This is a genomic window from Verrucosispora sp. WMMC514 (genome assembly GCF_027497295.1).
GTDB lineage: Bacteria > Actinomycetota > Actinomycetes > Mycobacteriales > Micromonosporaceae > Micromonospora > Micromonospora palythoicola.
In genome coordinates this window covers 899277-914823 of the sequence record NZ_CP114906.1, presented here as the reverse complement: position 1 = coordinate 914823, position 15547 = coordinate 899277, and the positions used below count along the sequence as shown (strand labels likewise).

Genomic DNA, 15547 nt, shown 5'->3' with positions numbered 1-15547 from the left:
TACGAGGAGTGCGGCGGCGACCGCCCGATGCGTTTCATCGACTCGGTCGTCCCCGCAGGTGTCCAGGAGACGATGTGCATCCAGGTGGCCGCGGAGGATTCGCTGTATGTCACCGATGACTTCCTGGTCACGCACAACACGCTCAACGACGCGTTCATCATTCTCGACGAGGCGCAGAACACCACGCCCGAGCAGATGAAGATGTTCCTCACCCGGCTCGGCTTCGGCTCCAAGATCGTGGTGACCGGCGACGTCACCCAGGTCGACCTGCCCGGCGGGACGACGAGCGGGCTGCGGGTCGTCCGGGACATCCTGGAAGGTGTCGAGGACGTGCACTTCGCGCAGTTGTCCAGCGCGGACGTGGTCCGTCATCGACTGGTCGGTGAGATCGTCGACGCGTACGCGCGGTGGGACGCCGAGAACCAGCAGGCACAGGGCGTGCACGCGGTGTCCGGGCGGAGCGCCCAGGGCAACCGCGGCGGCCGGCGCCGCTAGACCGAGGGAAGACAGTTGTCCATCGAGATCGCCAACGAGTCCGGTGCCGAGGTCGACACCGACGCCGTGCTCGCCGTCGCCCGGCACGCGCTCGACGAGATGGGGGTCAACCCGCTCGCCGAGCTGTCCGTGTTGCTGGTGGACGTGGACTACATGACCGAGCTGAACCATCGCTGGATGGGTGGCGACGGTCCGACCGACGTGCTGGCCTTCCCCATGGACGAGGGCAGCGTCGACCACGGGCCGGGTGAGAGCGCCGCCGCCGGTGGTGAGCCGGCGCTGCTCGGCGACATCGTGCTCTGCCCGGAGGTGGCCGCGAAGCAGGCCGCGACCGCCGGGCACCGCACCGCCGACGAGTTGCACCTGCTCACCGTGCACGGTGTGCTGCACCTGCTCGGCTACGACCACGCGGAACCGGAGGAGGAGCGGGAGATGTTCGGGCTCCAGGCCCGGTTGCTGGCGAGCTGGCGGTCGGCCCGCTCCCGGTGATGGACACAGCGCTGGCCGCGTCCGCCACCGGCCTACCCGACCTGCAACTGCTCGTGTTCGCTGCCGGGCTGGTGGTGCTCGCCGGCCTGATCGCGATGACCGAGGCCGCCCTGGCCGCGGTCTCGCCGGCCCGGGCGGCGGAACTGGCCCGCGAGGGGATCCGGGGTGCGCGCACCCTCCAGACGGTCGCCGGTGACGTGGTCCGGCACCTCAATCTGCTGCTGTTGCTCCGGCTGCTCGCCGAACTGACCGCCACCACGCTGGTGGCGCTGGTGGCGGTGGACACCTTCGGTGCGGGCTGGCGGGCGGCGCTGGTCACCGCCGGGGCGATGACCGTGGTCAGCTTCGTCGTGGTCGGCGTCGGTCCGCGCACCATCGGCCGGCAGCACGCGTACGCGGTGGGCCGCGCGGCGGCCCCGTTGGTGCGCTGGCTGGGCCGGGTGCTCAACCCGCTGGCGTCCCTGCTGATCCTGATCGGTAACGCGGTCACCCCGGGCCGTGGCTTCCGGGAGGGGCCGTTCGCCACCCAGGTCGAGCTGCGGGAGCTGGTCGACCTGGCCGAGCAGCGGGGCGTGGTGGAGCACGGCGAGCGGCAGATGATCCATTCGGTCTTCGCGCTCGGTGACACCATCGCCCGCGAGGTGATGGTGCCGCGTACCGAGATGGTGTGGATCGAGTCGGGCAAGAATCTGTCCCAGGCGCTGGCGCTGTTCCTGCGCTCCGGCTTCTCCCGGATCCCGGTGATCGGCGAGAGCGTCGACGACGTGCTCGGCATCCTCTACCTCAAGGACCTGATCCGGCGTACCCAGGGCGGGGCCGCCGAGGATCATCAGCTGCCGGTGGCCGAGCTGATGCGGCCGGCGACCTTCGTGCCGGAGTCCAAGCCCGTCGACGACCTGCTGTCGGAGATGCAGGCCGCCCGCAACCACCTGGTCATCGTGGTCGACGAGTACGGCGGCACCGGCGGCCTGGTCACCATCGAGGACATCCTCGAGGAGATCGTCGGCGAGATCACCGACGAGTACGACGTCGAGCGCCCGCCGGTCGAGCAGTTGCCCGACGGCGCGGTGCGGGTCACCGCCCGGCTGCCGGTCGAGGATCTCGGCGAGCTGTTCGACACCGAGCTGCCGCACGACGAGGTGGAGACCGTGGGTGGGCTGCTCGCCCAGGCCCTGGGGCGGGTGCCGATTCCGGGGGCGCAGGTCGAGGTGGCCGGTCTGCGGCTGGTCGCCGAAGGCACCACCGGTCGCCGTAACCGGATCGACACCGTGCTGGTGCGCCGGGTGGAGCCGACCGACACGCAGCACGACCCGGGTGGGACGCCGACCGTGGCCCGCTCCGACACCGACCGATCCGAGGAGAGGCAGCCCGCCGATGCCTGAGTCACCCGCCGTACCAGCCGCCCGGTCCAGTGGCACCGAACTGAGCGCCGAGGACGCCAAGCTGGTCGTCCTCGCCCGGGGGGCCCGAGGACGGGTGGGCGCGGTGGAGGGCGCCGCGGTCCGGGACCAGGACGGCCGGACGTACGCGGCGGCCAGCGTGTCGCTGCCCTCGCTGACCATCACCGCACTGCAACTGGCGGTCGCCTCGGCGGCCGCGGCAGGTGCCACCCGGCTGGAGGCCGCGGTGGTGGTGACCGAGGCGTCCACGCTGGACGGGGCCGGCTACGCGGCGGTGCGTGACCTGGCCGCCGACGCCCCGGTGCACCTGGCCGGGCCGGACGGCACGGTGCTCGGCACGGTGACCGAGTGAGCGGGCGCGGCGGAGTGCGGGCATGAGCGAGCGCTCCTATCGGGCGGGGTTCGCGTGTTTCGTCGGCCGGCCCAACGCCGGCAAGTCCACGTTGACCAACGCCATCGTCGGGCAGAAGATCGCGATCACGTCGAACAAGCCGCAGACCACCCGGCACGTGATCCGGGCGGTGCTGCACCGACCCGATTCGCAGCTCGTGCTGGTAGACACCCCGGGGCTGCACCGTCCCCGCACCCTGCTGGGCGAGCGGCTCAACGATCTGGTGCGGCAGACCTGGAGCGAGGTCGACGTGATCGGCCTCTGCATTCCGGCCGACGAGCCGATCGGCCGGGGCGACCGGTTCATCACCGGCGAGTTGGCCGAGCTGAAGGCGATCGTGCTGGCGGTGGTCACCAAGACCGATCTGGTCGATCGTAAGCGGCTGGCCGAGCAGCTGCTGGCCGTCAGTGAGTTGGGGGATTTCGCGGAGGTCGTGCCGGTCAGCGCGGTCTCCGGGCACCAGGTCGACACCCTGGTGGGGGTGATGACCCGCTATCTGCCCGAGTCGCCGCAGCTGTACCCGGACGACATGCTCACCGACGACCCGGAGCAGGTGCTGGTGGCGGAGCTGATCCGGGAGGCCGCGCTGGAGGGCGTCCGGGACGAGTTGCCGCACTCGATCGCCGTGGTGGTGGAGGAGATGCTCCCGGAGGGTCGGCTGACGAAGATCTACGCCGACGTGTACGTGGAGCGGCCGAGTCAGAAGGCGATCGTCATCGGGCATCGGGGTGCGCGGCTCAAGGGGGTCGGCACCGCCGCGCGACGGCAGATCGAGGAGCTCCTGGGTACGAAGGTCTACCTCGATCTGCACGTACGCGTGGCCAAGGATTGGCAGCGGGACCCGAAGCAGTTGCGCAAGCTCGGGTTCTGAGCCGATCCGGCGGTACCGCGGAATCGGGCGAACGGCCTCGGATCGTGTGATCGGCATCGGTCAGGCATATGCGAATTTTCACGATCCCGGTGGGTCTCTGGCTGTTTTGTCGGCGGGCGGCGGAGGGTAGGTAGGCAACCGCCTCCGCGCCCCCGACACAGATGCAGGCTGATGCGAAACAGATACCTGGACCTGCTGCGCGCTCTGGCCATCCTGCGGGTGGTCGTCTACCACGTCACCGGCTGGGGATCGCTGACGCTGGTGTTCCCGGCGATGTCGGTGATGTTCGCGCTCGCCGGTTCGTTGATGGCCGCGTCCCTGACGGCGTCCGGACCGACGGCGGTCGGCCGGCGACTGCGGCGGCTGCTGCCGTCGCTGTGGGTGGTCGCGGTGATCTTCGTGCCGGCGATGCTGCTCACCGGGCTGCCGCTCACCCCGGGTGTGCTGCTGTGGTTGTTCCCGGTGGCCGATCCGCCGGCGAACTACTGGGGCGCGCTGGCGCTGAGCCCGATCTGGTACCTGCGTGACTACCTGTGGTTCGTGCTCGCCTCCCCGGTCGCGCTGTGGCTGTTCCGCCGGTTCCCGCTACCCACCCTGCTCGCCCCGTACTGCCTGCTGCTGGTCATCGAGCTGGGCATCTACCAGAACCCGCCGGTCGTGCTGCGCCATTTCGGGCTCTACTTCGGGGCGTGGCTGCTGGGTTTCGCCCACCAGTGCGGGATGCTGGGCCGCCTGAGCGCCTGGATTCTGGTGCCGACCGCGCTGACGCTGGCGGCGGTGGGCGGCGCGTGGATCCTGACCCACCAGGGTCCGCGCGGCTACGACCTCAACGACATTCCGCTCGGCAACGCGCTCTGGTCGGCCGCGTTCATCCTGGTGGCCCTGGGCCGGGCACCGGCGACCGCCGCCTGGGTGGACCGGAACGCGCTGGTGGGCCGGGCGGTCACCGTGCTGAACCGGCGGGCCCTGACCGTCTACCTGTGGCACATGGCGTTCGTGGTCGCACTCACCCCGCTGGTCGACGTGGTCGGCTGGTCGCATCAGGATCTGCTGGGCCTGGCGGTCCGGGTGGTCCTGGTCTTCCTGCTGGTCGGCCTGGTGACGGCGGTGGTGGGATGGGTCGAGGATGTCGCGGCGCGACGCCCGCCGGAGCTGGTGCCCGGTGGCCGACGCCCGGCGTCACGCCCCGTCCGCCGGCACGCGGAGTCCCGCGCCGACGAGGATCACGAGGCGGGTGCCGGGCCGCCGGTCCCGGTTCCGCGACAGCGCGGCCGGGACGGGGACGTCATCGCACGGTGACGGTGATGTTGCCGCTGCCGGTGCGCAGGTCGAGCACCGACGCGGCGGACGGGTCGTGCGTCACACCCAGGTCGGTGCGGCCGGAGCCGACCCTCGATCGGACCTGGTACCCGCCCTTCGGCACGGTCAGCTCGACGTTGCCGCTCGACGCGTGCGCCCGCACGGAGGCCGGCTTGTCCAGTTCGAGGGTGACGTTGCCGGACTTGGCCTCCGCGTCCACGCTGCCGCCGAGCCGGCTTGCCGTCACATTTCCGGAGGAGGCCCGCACCACGACGGGGGCGCTCACGTCGTACACCTCGACGTTGCCCGAGCCGGTCTCCACCCGTACCGCGTCGGTCGCCGCGGCCACCCGCACGTCGCCGGAGCCGACCTTGAGATCCACCTGGCCGACCCGGCTCAGGTCGACGTCACCGGAGCCGGTCTCACCTCGTACGCTCACCCCCTCGCCGACCGTCACCTCGTAGGAGACGCTGCACCGGGGGCCGCAGGAGGTGTCCAGCACCAGCTCGGCGCCCCTGATCTCGTACGTCGCCTCCGGCTGGGCACCCTGGTAGCGCACCACGCGCTTGACGCGTACCCCGTCCGCCGCGCCGTCGGCGCGGACCACCACGTCGCCGGCACCGGGCAGCACCTGGATCGCGGTGATCGGAGCGGACTCGGTGGTGTCGAAGTCCAGCCGCCGGTACGACAGGTTGTCGCACCCGACCAGGACGATGAGGGCGGTGGTCGCGGCGACCGCGATGGCGCTCCGGCGTCCGGCGCGCCCCCGCCGCGCGGTGGATCGGCGCACTGCGGTGGGCCGATCGGCGGCGGTGGGCCGGGGGACGGCGCTGGTCCGGTACGAAGCCATGCCGAGCACGCTACGACCGGTGCGACCGGCCGCGCATCCGGGTTCGTCGGCACGGCGACCCCGAGCGGACCCTGAATTCCGGACCCGGGGTCGGACCTGATTTCGAGCCGGAGGGGAGAATGGCGCGATGGCCGGGTACCGCCGACAGCTCTACCGCGACGACGCGGTGGTGCTGCGTGTGCAGAAGCTCGGCGAGTCCGACCGGATCATCACTCTGCTCACCCGGCGGCACGGCCGGCTCCGCGCGGTCGCCCGGGGGGTGCGCCGGACCACGTCGAAGTTCGGCGCCCGGCTGGAGCCCTTCGGGCACGTCGACCTGCAACTGGCCGGAGACCCCAAGGGGGAGCACGGCAGTTCGCTGCACACCGTCAGCCAGGTCGAGGGGATCGACCTGTACGGCAAGCGGTTCCTGGGCGACTATCCCCGCTACACCGCGGCCAGCGCGATCGCCGAGACCGCCGAGCGCCTCACCCCGGTCGAGCGGGAACCGTCGTTGCGCCTGTTCCAGCTCACCCTGGGCGCGCTGCGCGCTCTCGCCGACGGCGAGCACGCCACCACGCTGGTGCTCGACGCGTACCTGCTGCGCGGGATGGCGCTGGCGGGCTGGGCACCGGCGTTGACCGCCTGTGCGGTCTGCGGCACCCCCGGCCGGCACCGGGCGTTCTCGGTGCCGGCCGGGGGAGCGGTCTGCCCGGACTGTCGACCACCGGGAGCCGCCCATCCGGCCCCGGCCACCATCGACCTGATGTCGGCGCTCACCGTCGGTGACTGGCGGGTCGCCGATGCGACCGAGAACGGGGTACGCCGGGAGTGCAGCGGCCTGGTCGCCGCGCACCTGCAGTGGCACCTGGAACGCGCGCTACGCTCGCTGCCGCTGGTGGACCGGGGTGGGCTGCCGGCGGCACCCGGCGCGCGGCGATCGAGCGGCGACGCCGGCACGGTCGCCCCCGCCGGTGCAGTGCTGCCGCCCGACCGGGCGTCACAGGACGTGAGCAGGGAGAAGACCGAGTGATCCGATCGTCGAGGGCCGGGCGGCGCAAGCCGGTGCCGCCGACACCGCACCCGTCGGGAGCCCGACCGCCGGCGTTGCCGTCCGAGGCGGTGCCCCGTCACGTCGCCGTGGTGATGGACGGCAACGGTCGGTGGGCCAAGGAGCGCGGCCTGCCCCGCACCAAGGGCCACGAGGCGGGGGAGTTCTCCCTCTTCGACACCGTCGAGGGCGCCATCGAGCTGGGTATCCCGTACCTGTCGGCGTACGCCTTCTCGACGGAGAACTGGCGCCGCTCGCCGGACGAGGTGCGGTTCCTGATGGGCTTCAACCGGGACGTCATCCGCCGCCGCCGGGATCAACTGGTCGACCTCGGGGTGCGGGTGGTGTGGTCCGGTCGGGCCGGACGGCTGTGGAAGAGCGTCATCGGCGAGTTGCAGACCGCCGAGGAGATGTCCCGCGGCAACTCGACGCTGACCCTGCAGTTCTGCGTGAACTACGGCGGGCAGGCGGAGATCGCCGACGCGGCCGCCGCGATCGCCCGGGACGTGGCCGCCGGCCGGCTCGATCCGGCCAAGGTCACCGAGAAGACGGTCGGGCGGTACCTCTACCACCCCGAGGTGCCCGAGGTGGACCTGTTCCTGCGGCCCTCCGGCGAGCAGCGGACCTCGAACTTCCTGCTCTGGCAGAGCGCCTACGCCGAGCTGATCTTCCTGGACACGCTCTGGCCCGACTTCGACCGCCGCCACCTGTGGTACGCCTGCGAGCTGTACGCCCAGCGTGACCGCCGGTTCGGTGGCGCGCTGCCCAATCCCGTGGCCCCGGCCACCTGAGGTCCGTGGCCCCGACCACCTCGTCGCCGGGTGGTTCCGGCCACCCGGGCGCATAGCGGGTGGCCACGCTGGGTATGACCGCTGGCAGCAGCCACTGACGGAGGTGAACCCATATGATCCGCAAGCGCATCGGGCAGTGGGCGGTGATGGCCATCGCGGTACCGGTCGCCGCCGCCGGAGCCCGGAAGCTGAGCCACACGCTGGAGTCTCGACGTGGCCCCAACCGGGCCACCCGCCTGCTCAACAAGGGCGCCGACCTGATCCGCCCCCGGCAGGCCAAGCGCCGCCGCTTCTTCTGACGCGACCGGCGCGACCGGTAGCCCCGCGATACGGCATCTCGCGGTATCCCGTCGAGGGATACCGCGAGATGCGGTGTAACGGGAGATGCCGGCGTCGAGGTCAGGCCTCGACCTCGGCGCGGTCGGGGGTGGCCCAGAGGGTGTGGAAGGAGCCGTCCCGGTCGATTCGGCGATAGGTGTGGGCGCCGAAGTTGTCGCGCAGCCCCTGGATCAGTGCGGCCGGCAGCCGGTCCGCCCGCAGCGCGTCGAAGTAGGCGAGCGACGAGGCGAACGCGGGCGCCGGCACACCCGCCCGGGCCGCCTCGGCCACCACTCGTCGCCAACTCGGCACACCGTCGCGCACGGTGTCGGCGAACCACGGTGCCACCAGCAGAGTCGGCAGCTCCGGCTGCTCGTCGTACGCCTGCCTGATCCGGTCCAGGAACCGGGCCCGGATGATGCAGCCGCCGCGCCAGATCGTCGCCGTGCCGCCCAGGTCGATGCCCCAGTCGTACTCGGCGCTGCCGGCACGGATCTGGTCGAAGCCCTGGGCGTACGCGACGATCTTCGAGGCCAGCAGCGCCCGGCGTACGTCCTCGATGAACGCCTCGCGGTCGCTGACCTGCCACTTCTCGCCGCTGCCGGTGAAGGCCCGCTGCGCGGCCTCGCGCTGGCCGACGTGCCCGGACAGCGAGCGGGCGAAGGTGGCCTCGGCGATGCCGGTGATCGGAATGCCCAGATCGAGGGCGATCTGGACGGTCCAGCGGCCGGTGCCCTTCTGCTCGGCCCGATCCTGCACCACGTCCACGAACGCCTGCCCGGTGGCGGCGTCGGTGTGCGCCAGCACGTCGGCGGTGATCTCGATCAGGAACGACTCCAGCTCACCGGAGTTCCACTCCCGGAAGATCTGCGCGATCTCCGCCGGCTCCGCCCCCAACCCGGCCCGCAGCAGGTCGTACGCCTCGGCGATGAGCTGCATGTCGGCGTACTCGATGCCGTTGTGGACCATCTTGACGAAGTGCCCGGCGCCGTCCGGCCCGACGTGCTGGCAGCAGGGCACGCCGTCGACCTGCGCGGCGATCTTCTCGAAGATCGGTCCGAGTTTGCGGTACGACTCGGCCGAGCCGCCCGGCATGATGCTCGGCCCCCACAGCGCGCCCTCCTCGCCACCGGATACACCGGTGCCGACGAAGTGCAGGCTGTGCGCCCGCAGCGCCTCCTCGCGGCGGCGGGTGTCGGCGAAGTGCGCGTTGCCGCAGTCGATGATGATGTCGCCCGCCTCCAGCAGCGGCACCAACTCGTCGATCACCGCGTCGGTGGGCCCGCCCGCCTTGACCATGATGATCACCGCGCGGGGCCGCTCCAGCGCGGCGACGAAGTCCGCCAGGGACTCCGTCGGGACGAAGGTGCCCTCGTCGCCGTGCTCCGCCACCAGCGACCGGGTCCGTTCCGGCGAGCGGTTGTGCAACGCCACGGTGAACCCGTTGCGGGCCAGGTTGCGGGCCAGGTTGCGGCCCATCACCGCCAGCCCGGTCACACCGATCTGCGCCGTAGCCCGATCCGCCATCCTCGTCGCCACCTTCCGCCGTCTGCCTGTAGTGCTGCGACGGTATCGCGGCACCCGGGCGCCGTGCGCCGTCCCCCCACCGCTGGTCATCAGGTGGTCGCGTAGCGCACCACGACCCCCGCGCGGAGCGGTGACGTTAATTCGGCTGCGCCGACCTCGCCTGGGCGATAACGTGCGGGCATGCGCTACTGACGCCCTCTTTCCCGAGCCGGGTTCGCCGCTGTCGTGCCGCGACCCGTGCGCTCCCGGGCGTCCGCGTGTGTCCATCCGCCATCGGCGATGGCGTCCTTCGTGGCCGGTCCCGGGCAGCAGTCCGAACCGTCCCCGACCGCCCAGGTGGCGGTCCTCACGACGCGGCCGACCGACCGGCCACCGGTCGCCGGCCGAGCGAGGAGGCACAGATGCCCGCCAAGCGCAGCTCCCGTAAATCCCGTCCCGACCGCCACTCGGCGGAACTCGCCGCCGTCACGCCGGCGAACCTGGACGACGTCGCGATCGCGCCGGTTCCCACCCTGCCGACCGGGCGGCCCGCCGCCCCCAAGGCGGGGCCACCGGCCACCGGTACCACCGGTGTCGGACGCGGCCAGCGGACCGGCCAGGTCCGCCGCTACGCCTTCCGGCGTAGCTGACGGGCCGGCGCGAGGGCCGGGTGCGCGTCGGTGAGCGCACCCGGCCCGTCGCCTGCCCGCGTCGCGGCGCTGAGGTCGGCCGGTGGCAGGTCGGGAACGGACAGTCGAGCGCCGGGGGCGCTTCGATCCGGTCGGGGATGCGGTGGCGCGTCAGCCGATCAGCGGGCGGAAGGTGCCGAGCGCCACGCTGACGGCCAGCGCGGCCCCGGCGGTCGCCGTCGCGCCGACCACGAGCAGCCAGTCGGCCGCCACGAAACGCTGGCGGCGGGCGACCGTGCGCGGTACGCCACTGTCGAAGCCTCGGGCGTCCATCGCCACGGCGAGCCGGGTGCCCCGCCGGATCGCCCCGACCAGCAGCGTGAACGCTGTCGAGACGAACAGCCGCAGCCGGGCCACCGGGTCGCGCCCCGCCTCGACTCCGCGCGCCCGGCGCGCAACGGTGATCATCTGCCACTCCTGGCCGAGCAGCGGCACCAACCGGAACGCCGCCAGTGCCCCGATGGCGAACCGGGCCGGCACCCTGGCGTTCTGCACAAGTGCGTCGGCCAGGTCGGTCGGGTCGGTGGTGGCGAAGACGATCACGCCGGGCAGCGCCACCGCGAACAGCCGCAGCACCAGACCGAGGGCGGTGATCAGTACGCCCGAGGTCACCACGATCGGCCCCGCGTCGAGCAGTACGCGGCCCGACCGGTCGGCGGCGAAGAGCACGAGCGTGACCAGGATGCCGCCCGCGGCGGCCAGCAGTGGCCAGGCACGTCGGGCCAGCAGCCCGGGGTGCACCCCGAACAGCGGCAGCACCGCCAGCTCCACCGCGATCGCGATGGCCGGGGTGACCGGGTCCAGCGTGGTCATCAGCGGAAACGCGAAGAGCATCGCCGCCGCCAGCTTGGCCACCGGATTGCGCCGGGCCAACGGCGCGCCCGGCCGGGCGATCGGCTCCAGGGTGATCATCGCGGCACCGGGTCGGCGTCGGGCGGCGTGAGGGTGAGCGTACGGTCGGCCAGCGCGGCCACGAACTCGGCGTCGTGGGTGACGGCGACCAGGCCGTGGCCGGCGTCGCGCAGGTCGGCGAGGAGGTCCACGAGTTCCCGCCAGGTGCGCCGGTCCTGGCCGAAGGTGGGTTCGTCGCAGATCAGCAGGCGGGGCGCGGTGGCCAGGGCGGTCGCCACACTCAGCCGCCGCGCCTCGCCACCGGAGAGGGTGTACGGGTTGGCGGCGGCGAGTCGGTCCAGCCGCAACCGATCCAGCAACTGCGCCACCCGGTCGTGGACCGTCGGCTCGGGCACCCCGGTCCGCCTCGGCCCCAGGGCCAGTTCGTCGAAGACCGTGCCGGTGACGAACTGGTGCTCGGGATTCTGGAACACCGACCCGATCCGGCGGGTCAGTGCCGGTGCCCGCCACCGGTGCGGCGCGGTCAGCGCGTACACACCGGCCAGTTCCGGGCTCGCCACCAGCCGCCCGGTGCCGGGCCGGAGGAGTCCACCGAGCAGCAGCGCCAGGGTGGACTTCCCGGCGCCGTTGCGACCGAGCACGGCGAGCGCCTCACCGGCGCGTACGGTCAGGTCGGTGGGGGACAGCCGGGGCGGCTGGCCGAGCCGTTCGGCGGTGAGCAGCACCTCACCCGCCGGACCCGCGGCCCGGCGCGGCGGGATCGTGCGGCCGGGCACCCAGACTCCCGCTGCGGCGAGGGCGTCGCCGTGCGCGGCGAAGACCGCCTCCGGCGGGCCGTCGGCGCGGATCCCGCCGCCGGGTTCGAGCACCACCACCCGGTCGACCAGGGGTAGCGCCTCGGCCACCCGGTGTTCGACCAGGATCAGGCTGGTGTCGGCGTCCACCGCCCGGCCGAGCGCGGCGCGGATCAGGGCGGCACCGGACGGGTCGAGGTTGGCGGTGGGTTCGTCCAGCAGCAGCAGACCGGGACGCAGCGCCAGCACGCCGGCCAGGGCGAGGCGCTGCTGTTCACCGCCGGAGAGCGCCGCGGTGGGTCGGTCCCGGTGGTACGGGAAGCCGACCCGGCGCAGCGCCTCGTCGACCCGGTCCCAGATCTGTCCGGTCGGCACGCCCCGGTTCTCCAGCCCGAACGCCACGTCGTCACCGCTGCGAGCCATGACGAGCTGGGACTGCGGATCCTGGAAGACGATGCCGACCCCGTCGCGGGCCTCGCCGACCGGCCGGCCGTCGATCTCGATGGTGCCCTCGTGCTCCCCGGAGTCCTCGGGCAGCAGCCCGGCCAGCGCCGCCAGCAGGGTGCTCTTACCGGCCCCCGACGCCCCGAGCAGCAGCACCTTCTCACCGCGCTCCACCCGCAGATCGACCCCACGCACCGCCCAGCCACGCCTCCCGGCATGCCGCCATCCGAACCCCCGCACCCACACCCCCGCGCCCATCCCTCCCACCCCTCCTTCCTCCCTGTCGATCATGAGGTTGACGGTTGCTGTGGAGACCGAAGTTGCCGCTGACCTCATGATCAACGTGGCCGGGTTCCGAGGTCAGACGAGGGGGCGTTCGCGGGCGGCGGGGAAGCGGTCGAGGACGCCGGTGCGGGTGAGGGCACGGGTGAGGGCGTGGGCGCCGGCACCGGCGATCACGGTGGCGCTGACGACGGTGAGCGCGGCGTAGGGCAGGCGGTAGGTGGCGATGTCGCGTTCGGCGTTCCAGTAGACGAAGTCGAAGATCGCCGCGCTCAGGCCGGTCAGCGCGCCGGCCAGCAGGGCGGCCGGCAGCCGGTACGAGCGGTACCGGAAGGCGGCGAAGGCCAGCTCGGCGCCGAGGCCCTGCATCAGTCCCTGCAACAGGACGATGGTGCCCCACTGGCTACCGAGCAGGGCCGAGATGACCGCCGCCAGCAACTCGCAGTACAGCGAGGCGCCGGGCTTGCGGATGACGAGGCCGCCGAGGACGGCCGGCACCAGCCAGACACCGTAGATGAGCGTCTGTGCCGGCGGGAAGAAGCTGAAGGCGCCCTCGGTGGCGCTCCACACCACGCCCCAGGCCCAGAAGATGACGCCGAAGGCGACCGCGATGACCGACGCCACCACGATGTCGATGGTGCGCCAGCGGTTGCTGTCAGTTGTCTGCACGATGATTGCTCCCAGTCCGGATGCGAACCAGGCAAGACGCACGCTCCGCCCGGCGGCGCCGGACGGTGGCGGGCTGGAGGTGGACCGAACTCCCTGCGCTGGCATTACCCAGATCAGGTACGGAGGGTCTGCGGGCGGACCCGCACTCTCAGCGCTGTGCGCTCCCCTGTCGGAGGTGTTGTCTGTCCCGCCGACGCTAACACCATGGAAGATCCACCGGCAATGTGATCCACCCAGGTCACGACGGGTGTTCGCGTCCGGCTGGTCCGGTCGGCCGGGGACGCGGCTGCGGCCGACCGAATCTGTGACATCCATCGACGTCATCCGCGCCGGACGGTAATCTCAGTCCGCCGATCCGCCACGGCCGAAGGGTGACGGGTGACCACAGACACTGACCGGGCCGTCCCGGGCGAACCGGGCGGTCGGGCCTCGGCCGGGGGCGTCGACACCGGAACCCGCACCCCGGAGCCCGCCGCTGGCGAGCCGCCCCGGCGCTGGCTCGGCGACCGGATCGGCTCGGTGGAGGTCCTGGCGGCGCTGCTGATCCTCCTGATCATCTTTCGGGAGCCGATCGCCGCCGCCCTGGACGATCCCCGCATCCAGACCTGGACCACTGTCTTCGTCTCGATCATGGTGCAGGCGGTGCCGTTCCTGGTCTTCGGCGTGCTGCTCTCCGCGGTGATCGCGGTGTTCGTACCCCGATCCTTCTGGGCGAGGGCGCTGCCCCGGCACCCGGCACTGGCGGTACCGGCGGCCAGCGCGGCCGGGGTGGTGCTGCCGGGCTGCGAGTGCGGCTCGGTGCCGATCGCCGGGTCACTGATCCGGCGCGGTGTCACGCCGGCCGCCGCGCTGGCGTTCCTGCTCGCCGCCCCGGCCGTCAACCCGATCGTGCTCACCGCCACCGCGGTGGCCTTCCCGAACAACCCCGAGATGGTGCTCGCCCGGGGCGTCGCCAGCCTGATCGTCGCCATGATCATGGGTTGGCTCTGGCTGCGGCTCGGGCGTACCGAATGGATCAGGATGCCGCGTCGTCCGGAACTGGACGACGCGTCCCGGGGCCGGGCCTTCTGGGCCGCGGTACGCCACGACGTGACGCACGCCGGTGGTTTCCTGGTGCTCGGCGCGATGGCCGCCGCCAGCATCAACGTGCTGGTGCCGGAGCGGTGGTTGCAGACCCTGGCCGACAACGCGTGGTTGTCGATCCTGGCGCTGGCGTTGCTCGCCGTGCTGCTCTCGCTCTGCTCGGAGGCCGACGCCTTCGTCGCGGCCTCGCTGTCCCAGTTCTCGCTCACGTCCCGACTGGTCTTCCTGGTGGTGGGGCCGATGGTCGATCTCAAGCTGATCTCGATGCAGGCCGGTGTGTTCGGTCGACGCTTCGCCTTCCGGTTCGCACCGACCACCTTCGTGGTGGCCCTGCTTGTCGCCGCCGGCGCCGGGGCGGTGCTGCTGTGAACCGGCAGGCGCAGGCGGTGATCCTGCTGCTGCTCGGCGGTGCGGTGATCCGGGCCAGCGTCACCGACCTCTACCTGCGCTACGTCAAGGAAGGGCTGCGCCCCTTCCTGATCGCCGCCGGCCTGCTGCTGGTCGCCGGGGCGATCATGACCCTCTGGTACGAGCTGCGCCCCGCGGCCCCCCGCGCGCTGGCCCCGGCCGGCGAACCCGGCGGCGCTCCCGCCGGTGGCGACGGTGCCGCTGTCGGCGGCAGTGTCCCGGCCGGCGGCAGCGTCGACGTCCCGGACGTCGACGCTGGCGGTCCGGCGAGCGGGCCTGCCGACGGGCACGACGGGCACGGGCATGCCCATCACGAGCCACGGGTCGGTTGGCTGCTGATCCTGCCCGTGCTCGGCCTGCTGCTGGTCGCCCCGCCGGCCCTCGGCTCGTACGCGGCGGGCCAGGCCGGCACCGCGCTGAGCAGCCAACAGCAGTCGGACTACCCGCCGTTGCCGGAGGGCGACCCGGTGCAGGTCAGCGTCCTGGACTACGCCTCGCGGGCGCTGTTCGACCGAGGCACGTCGATCGGCGACCGGCGGGTGCAGCTCACCGGCTTCATCGTCACCGGCGCGGACGGCCAGCCGATCCTGGCCCGGATGGTGCTGTCCTGCTGCGCCGCCGACGGCCGCCCGGTCAAGCTCGGGTTGACCGGCGACGTACCGGCCGGGCTGCCCGAGGACAGCTGGGTGGAGGTGATCGGCCGTTACAGCGACCGGCTCGGCCGGGACCCGGTGAACGACGCCGAGATCCCCTACCTGGAGGTCGAGTCCTGGCGGCAGGTGCCCGTCCCCAAGCGCCCGTACGACTAACCACGCGCCACCCCCTGCGGGCCCCCTGCGGGCGCCGCTCGTCTGGCGCGGTCCCGGGTGCTCGGTAGGCTGCCGGG

16 protein-coding genes, 1 pseudogene and 1 riboswitch are annotated in these 15547 nt (G+C 72.5%); of the genes and pseudogenes, 12 read left to right on the top strand and 5 right to left on the bottom strand.

From position 1 onward, the window contains the following. Positions 1-138: 138 nt before the first annotated feature. From O7597_RS04035 to O7597_RS04010, 6 genes and pseudogenes are all read left to right on the top strand, one after another. Positions 139-495: pseudogene (locus O7597_RS04035) on the top strand (PhoH family protein); the annotation flags it as partial. A gap of 15 nt (positions 496-510) precedes the next feature. After that, the gene (ybeY, locus tag O7597_RS04030; protein WP_203996152.1) at positions 511-984 is read left to right on the top strand and encodes an rRNA maturation RNase YbeY; all 474 of its coding nucleotides are present in this window, start codon (positions 511-513) and stop codon (positions 982-984) included. Further along, positions 960-2366 carry a hemolysin family protein gene (locus tag O7597_RS04025; protein ID WP_269738689.1) on the top strand — a complete coding sequence of 469 codons (1407 nt, stop codon included), beginning with the start codon at positions 960-962 and terminating at the stop codon, positions 2364-2366. The genes ybeY and O7597_RS04025 overlap by 25 nt, the downstream gene beginning before the upstream one ends. Next, positions 2359-2736, top strand: a complete 378-nt coding sequence (locus O7597_RS04020) for a cytidine deaminase (RefSeq protein WP_269737786.1) — start codon at positions 2359-2361, stop codon at positions 2734-2736. The genes O7597_RS04025 and O7597_RS04020 overlap by 8 nt, the downstream gene beginning before the upstream one ends. 22 nt (positions 2737-2758) lie before the next feature. After that, positions 2759-3646, top strand: a complete 888-nt coding sequence (gene era / locus O7597_RS04015) for a GTPase Era (RefSeq protein WP_281582047.1) — start codon at positions 2759-2761, stop codon at positions 3644-3646. Between the two features lie 171 nt (positions 3647-3817). Then, positions 3818-4945, top strand: a complete 1128-nt coding sequence (locus O7597_RS04010; protein WP_281582046.1) for an acyltransferase — start codon at positions 3818-3820, stop codon at positions 4943-4945. On the opposite strand, the gene O7597_RS04005 is transcribed toward O7597_RS04010, so the two are convergent. After that, entirely contained in the window at positions 4932-5795 is an 864-nt protein-coding gene (locus tag O7597_RS04005; protein ID WP_281582045.1) for a DUF4097 family beta strand repeat-containing protein, read from the bottom strand. The two genes, O7597_RS04010 and O7597_RS04005, sit on opposite strands and share 14 nt — an antisense overlap. 127 nt (positions 5796-5922) lie before the next feature. On the opposite strand from O7597_RS04005, the gene recO reads away from it, so the two are divergent. The 3 genes from recO (at position 5923) to O7597_RS03990 (ending at position 7915) form a co-directional block, all read left to right on the top strand. Beyond that, positions 5923-6807, top strand: a complete 885-nt coding sequence (recO, locus tag O7597_RS04000; protein ID WP_281582044.1) for a DNA repair protein RecO — start codon at positions 5923-5925, stop codon at positions 6805-6807. A 32-nt stretch (positions 6808-6839) separates the two neighbouring features. Further along, positions 6840-7616 carry an isoprenyl transferase gene (locus O7597_RS03995; protein WP_281583181.1) on the top strand — a complete coding sequence of 259 codons (777 nt, stop codon included), beginning with the start codon at positions 6840-6842 and terminating at the stop codon, positions 7614-7616. Between the two features lie 113 nt (positions 7617-7729). After that, positions 7730-7915, top strand: coding sequence for a hypothetical protein (locus tag O7597_RS03990; protein ID WP_269737781.1), 186 nt, complete (start codon positions 7730-7732; stop codon positions 7913-7915). Positions 7916-8015: 100 nt separating this feature from the next. Here O7597_RS03990 and gndA read toward each other — a convergent pair whose 3' ends face one another. Continuing rightward, positions 8016-9461 (bottom strand): NADP-dependent phosphogluconate dehydrogenase, encoded by a 1446-nt coding sequence (gene gndA / locus O7597_RS03985; protein WP_281582043.1) that lies wholly within the window; start codon positions 9459-9461, stop codon positions 8016-8018. Between the two features lie 401 nt (positions 9462-9862). Between gndA and O7597_RS03980 the strand changes: the two genes are divergently transcribed. Continuing rightward, positions 9863-10090, top strand: coding sequence for a hypothetical protein (locus O7597_RS03980; protein ID WP_269737779.1), 228 nt, complete (start codon positions 9863-9865; stop codon positions 10088-10090). A gap of 150 nt (positions 10091-10240) precedes the next feature. On the opposite strand, the gene O7597_RS03975 is transcribed toward O7597_RS03980, so the two are convergent. The 3 genes from O7597_RS03975 to O7597_RS03965 form a co-directional block, all read right to left on the bottom strand. Continuing rightward, positions 10241-11041: an energy-coupling factor transporter transmembrane component T gene (locus O7597_RS03975; protein ID WP_281582042.1), complete on the bottom strand. Its 801-nt coding sequence runs from the start codon at positions 11039-11041 to the stop codon at positions 10241-10243. Beyond that, positions 11038-12477, bottom strand: a complete 1440-nt coding sequence (locus O7597_RS03970; protein ID WP_269737777.1) for an ABC transporter ATP-binding protein — start codon at positions 12475-12477, stop codon at positions 11038-11040. Before O7597_RS03970 ends, O7597_RS03975 begins: the two co-directional genes overlap by 4 nt. 102 nt (positions 12478-12579) lie before the next feature. Further along, complete coding sequence (locus O7597_RS03965) at positions 12580-13170, bottom strand: ECF transporter S component (protein WP_269737776.1); 591 nt, start codon at positions 13168-13170, stop codon at positions 12580-12582. Positions 13171-13242: 72 nt separating this feature from the next. Next, positions 13243-13348, bottom strand: a riboswitch (TPP riboswitch). 332 nt (positions 13349-13680) lie between these two features. Between O7597_RS03965 and O7597_RS03960 the strand changes: the two genes are divergently transcribed. Further along, positions 13681-14622 (top strand): permease, encoded by a 942-nt coding sequence (locus O7597_RS03960; RefSeq protein WP_269738687.1) that lies wholly within the window; start codon positions 13681-13683, stop codon positions 14620-14622. Further along, on the top strand, positions 14619-15470 hold the full coding sequence (locus O7597_RS03955; RefSeq protein ID WP_281582041.1) for a TIGR03943 family protein: 852 nt from the start codon (positions 14619-14621) through the stop codon (positions 15468-15470). Before O7597_RS03960 ends, O7597_RS03955 begins: the two co-directional genes overlap by 4 nt. The last annotated feature ends 77 nt before the right edge of the window (positions 15471-15547 follow it).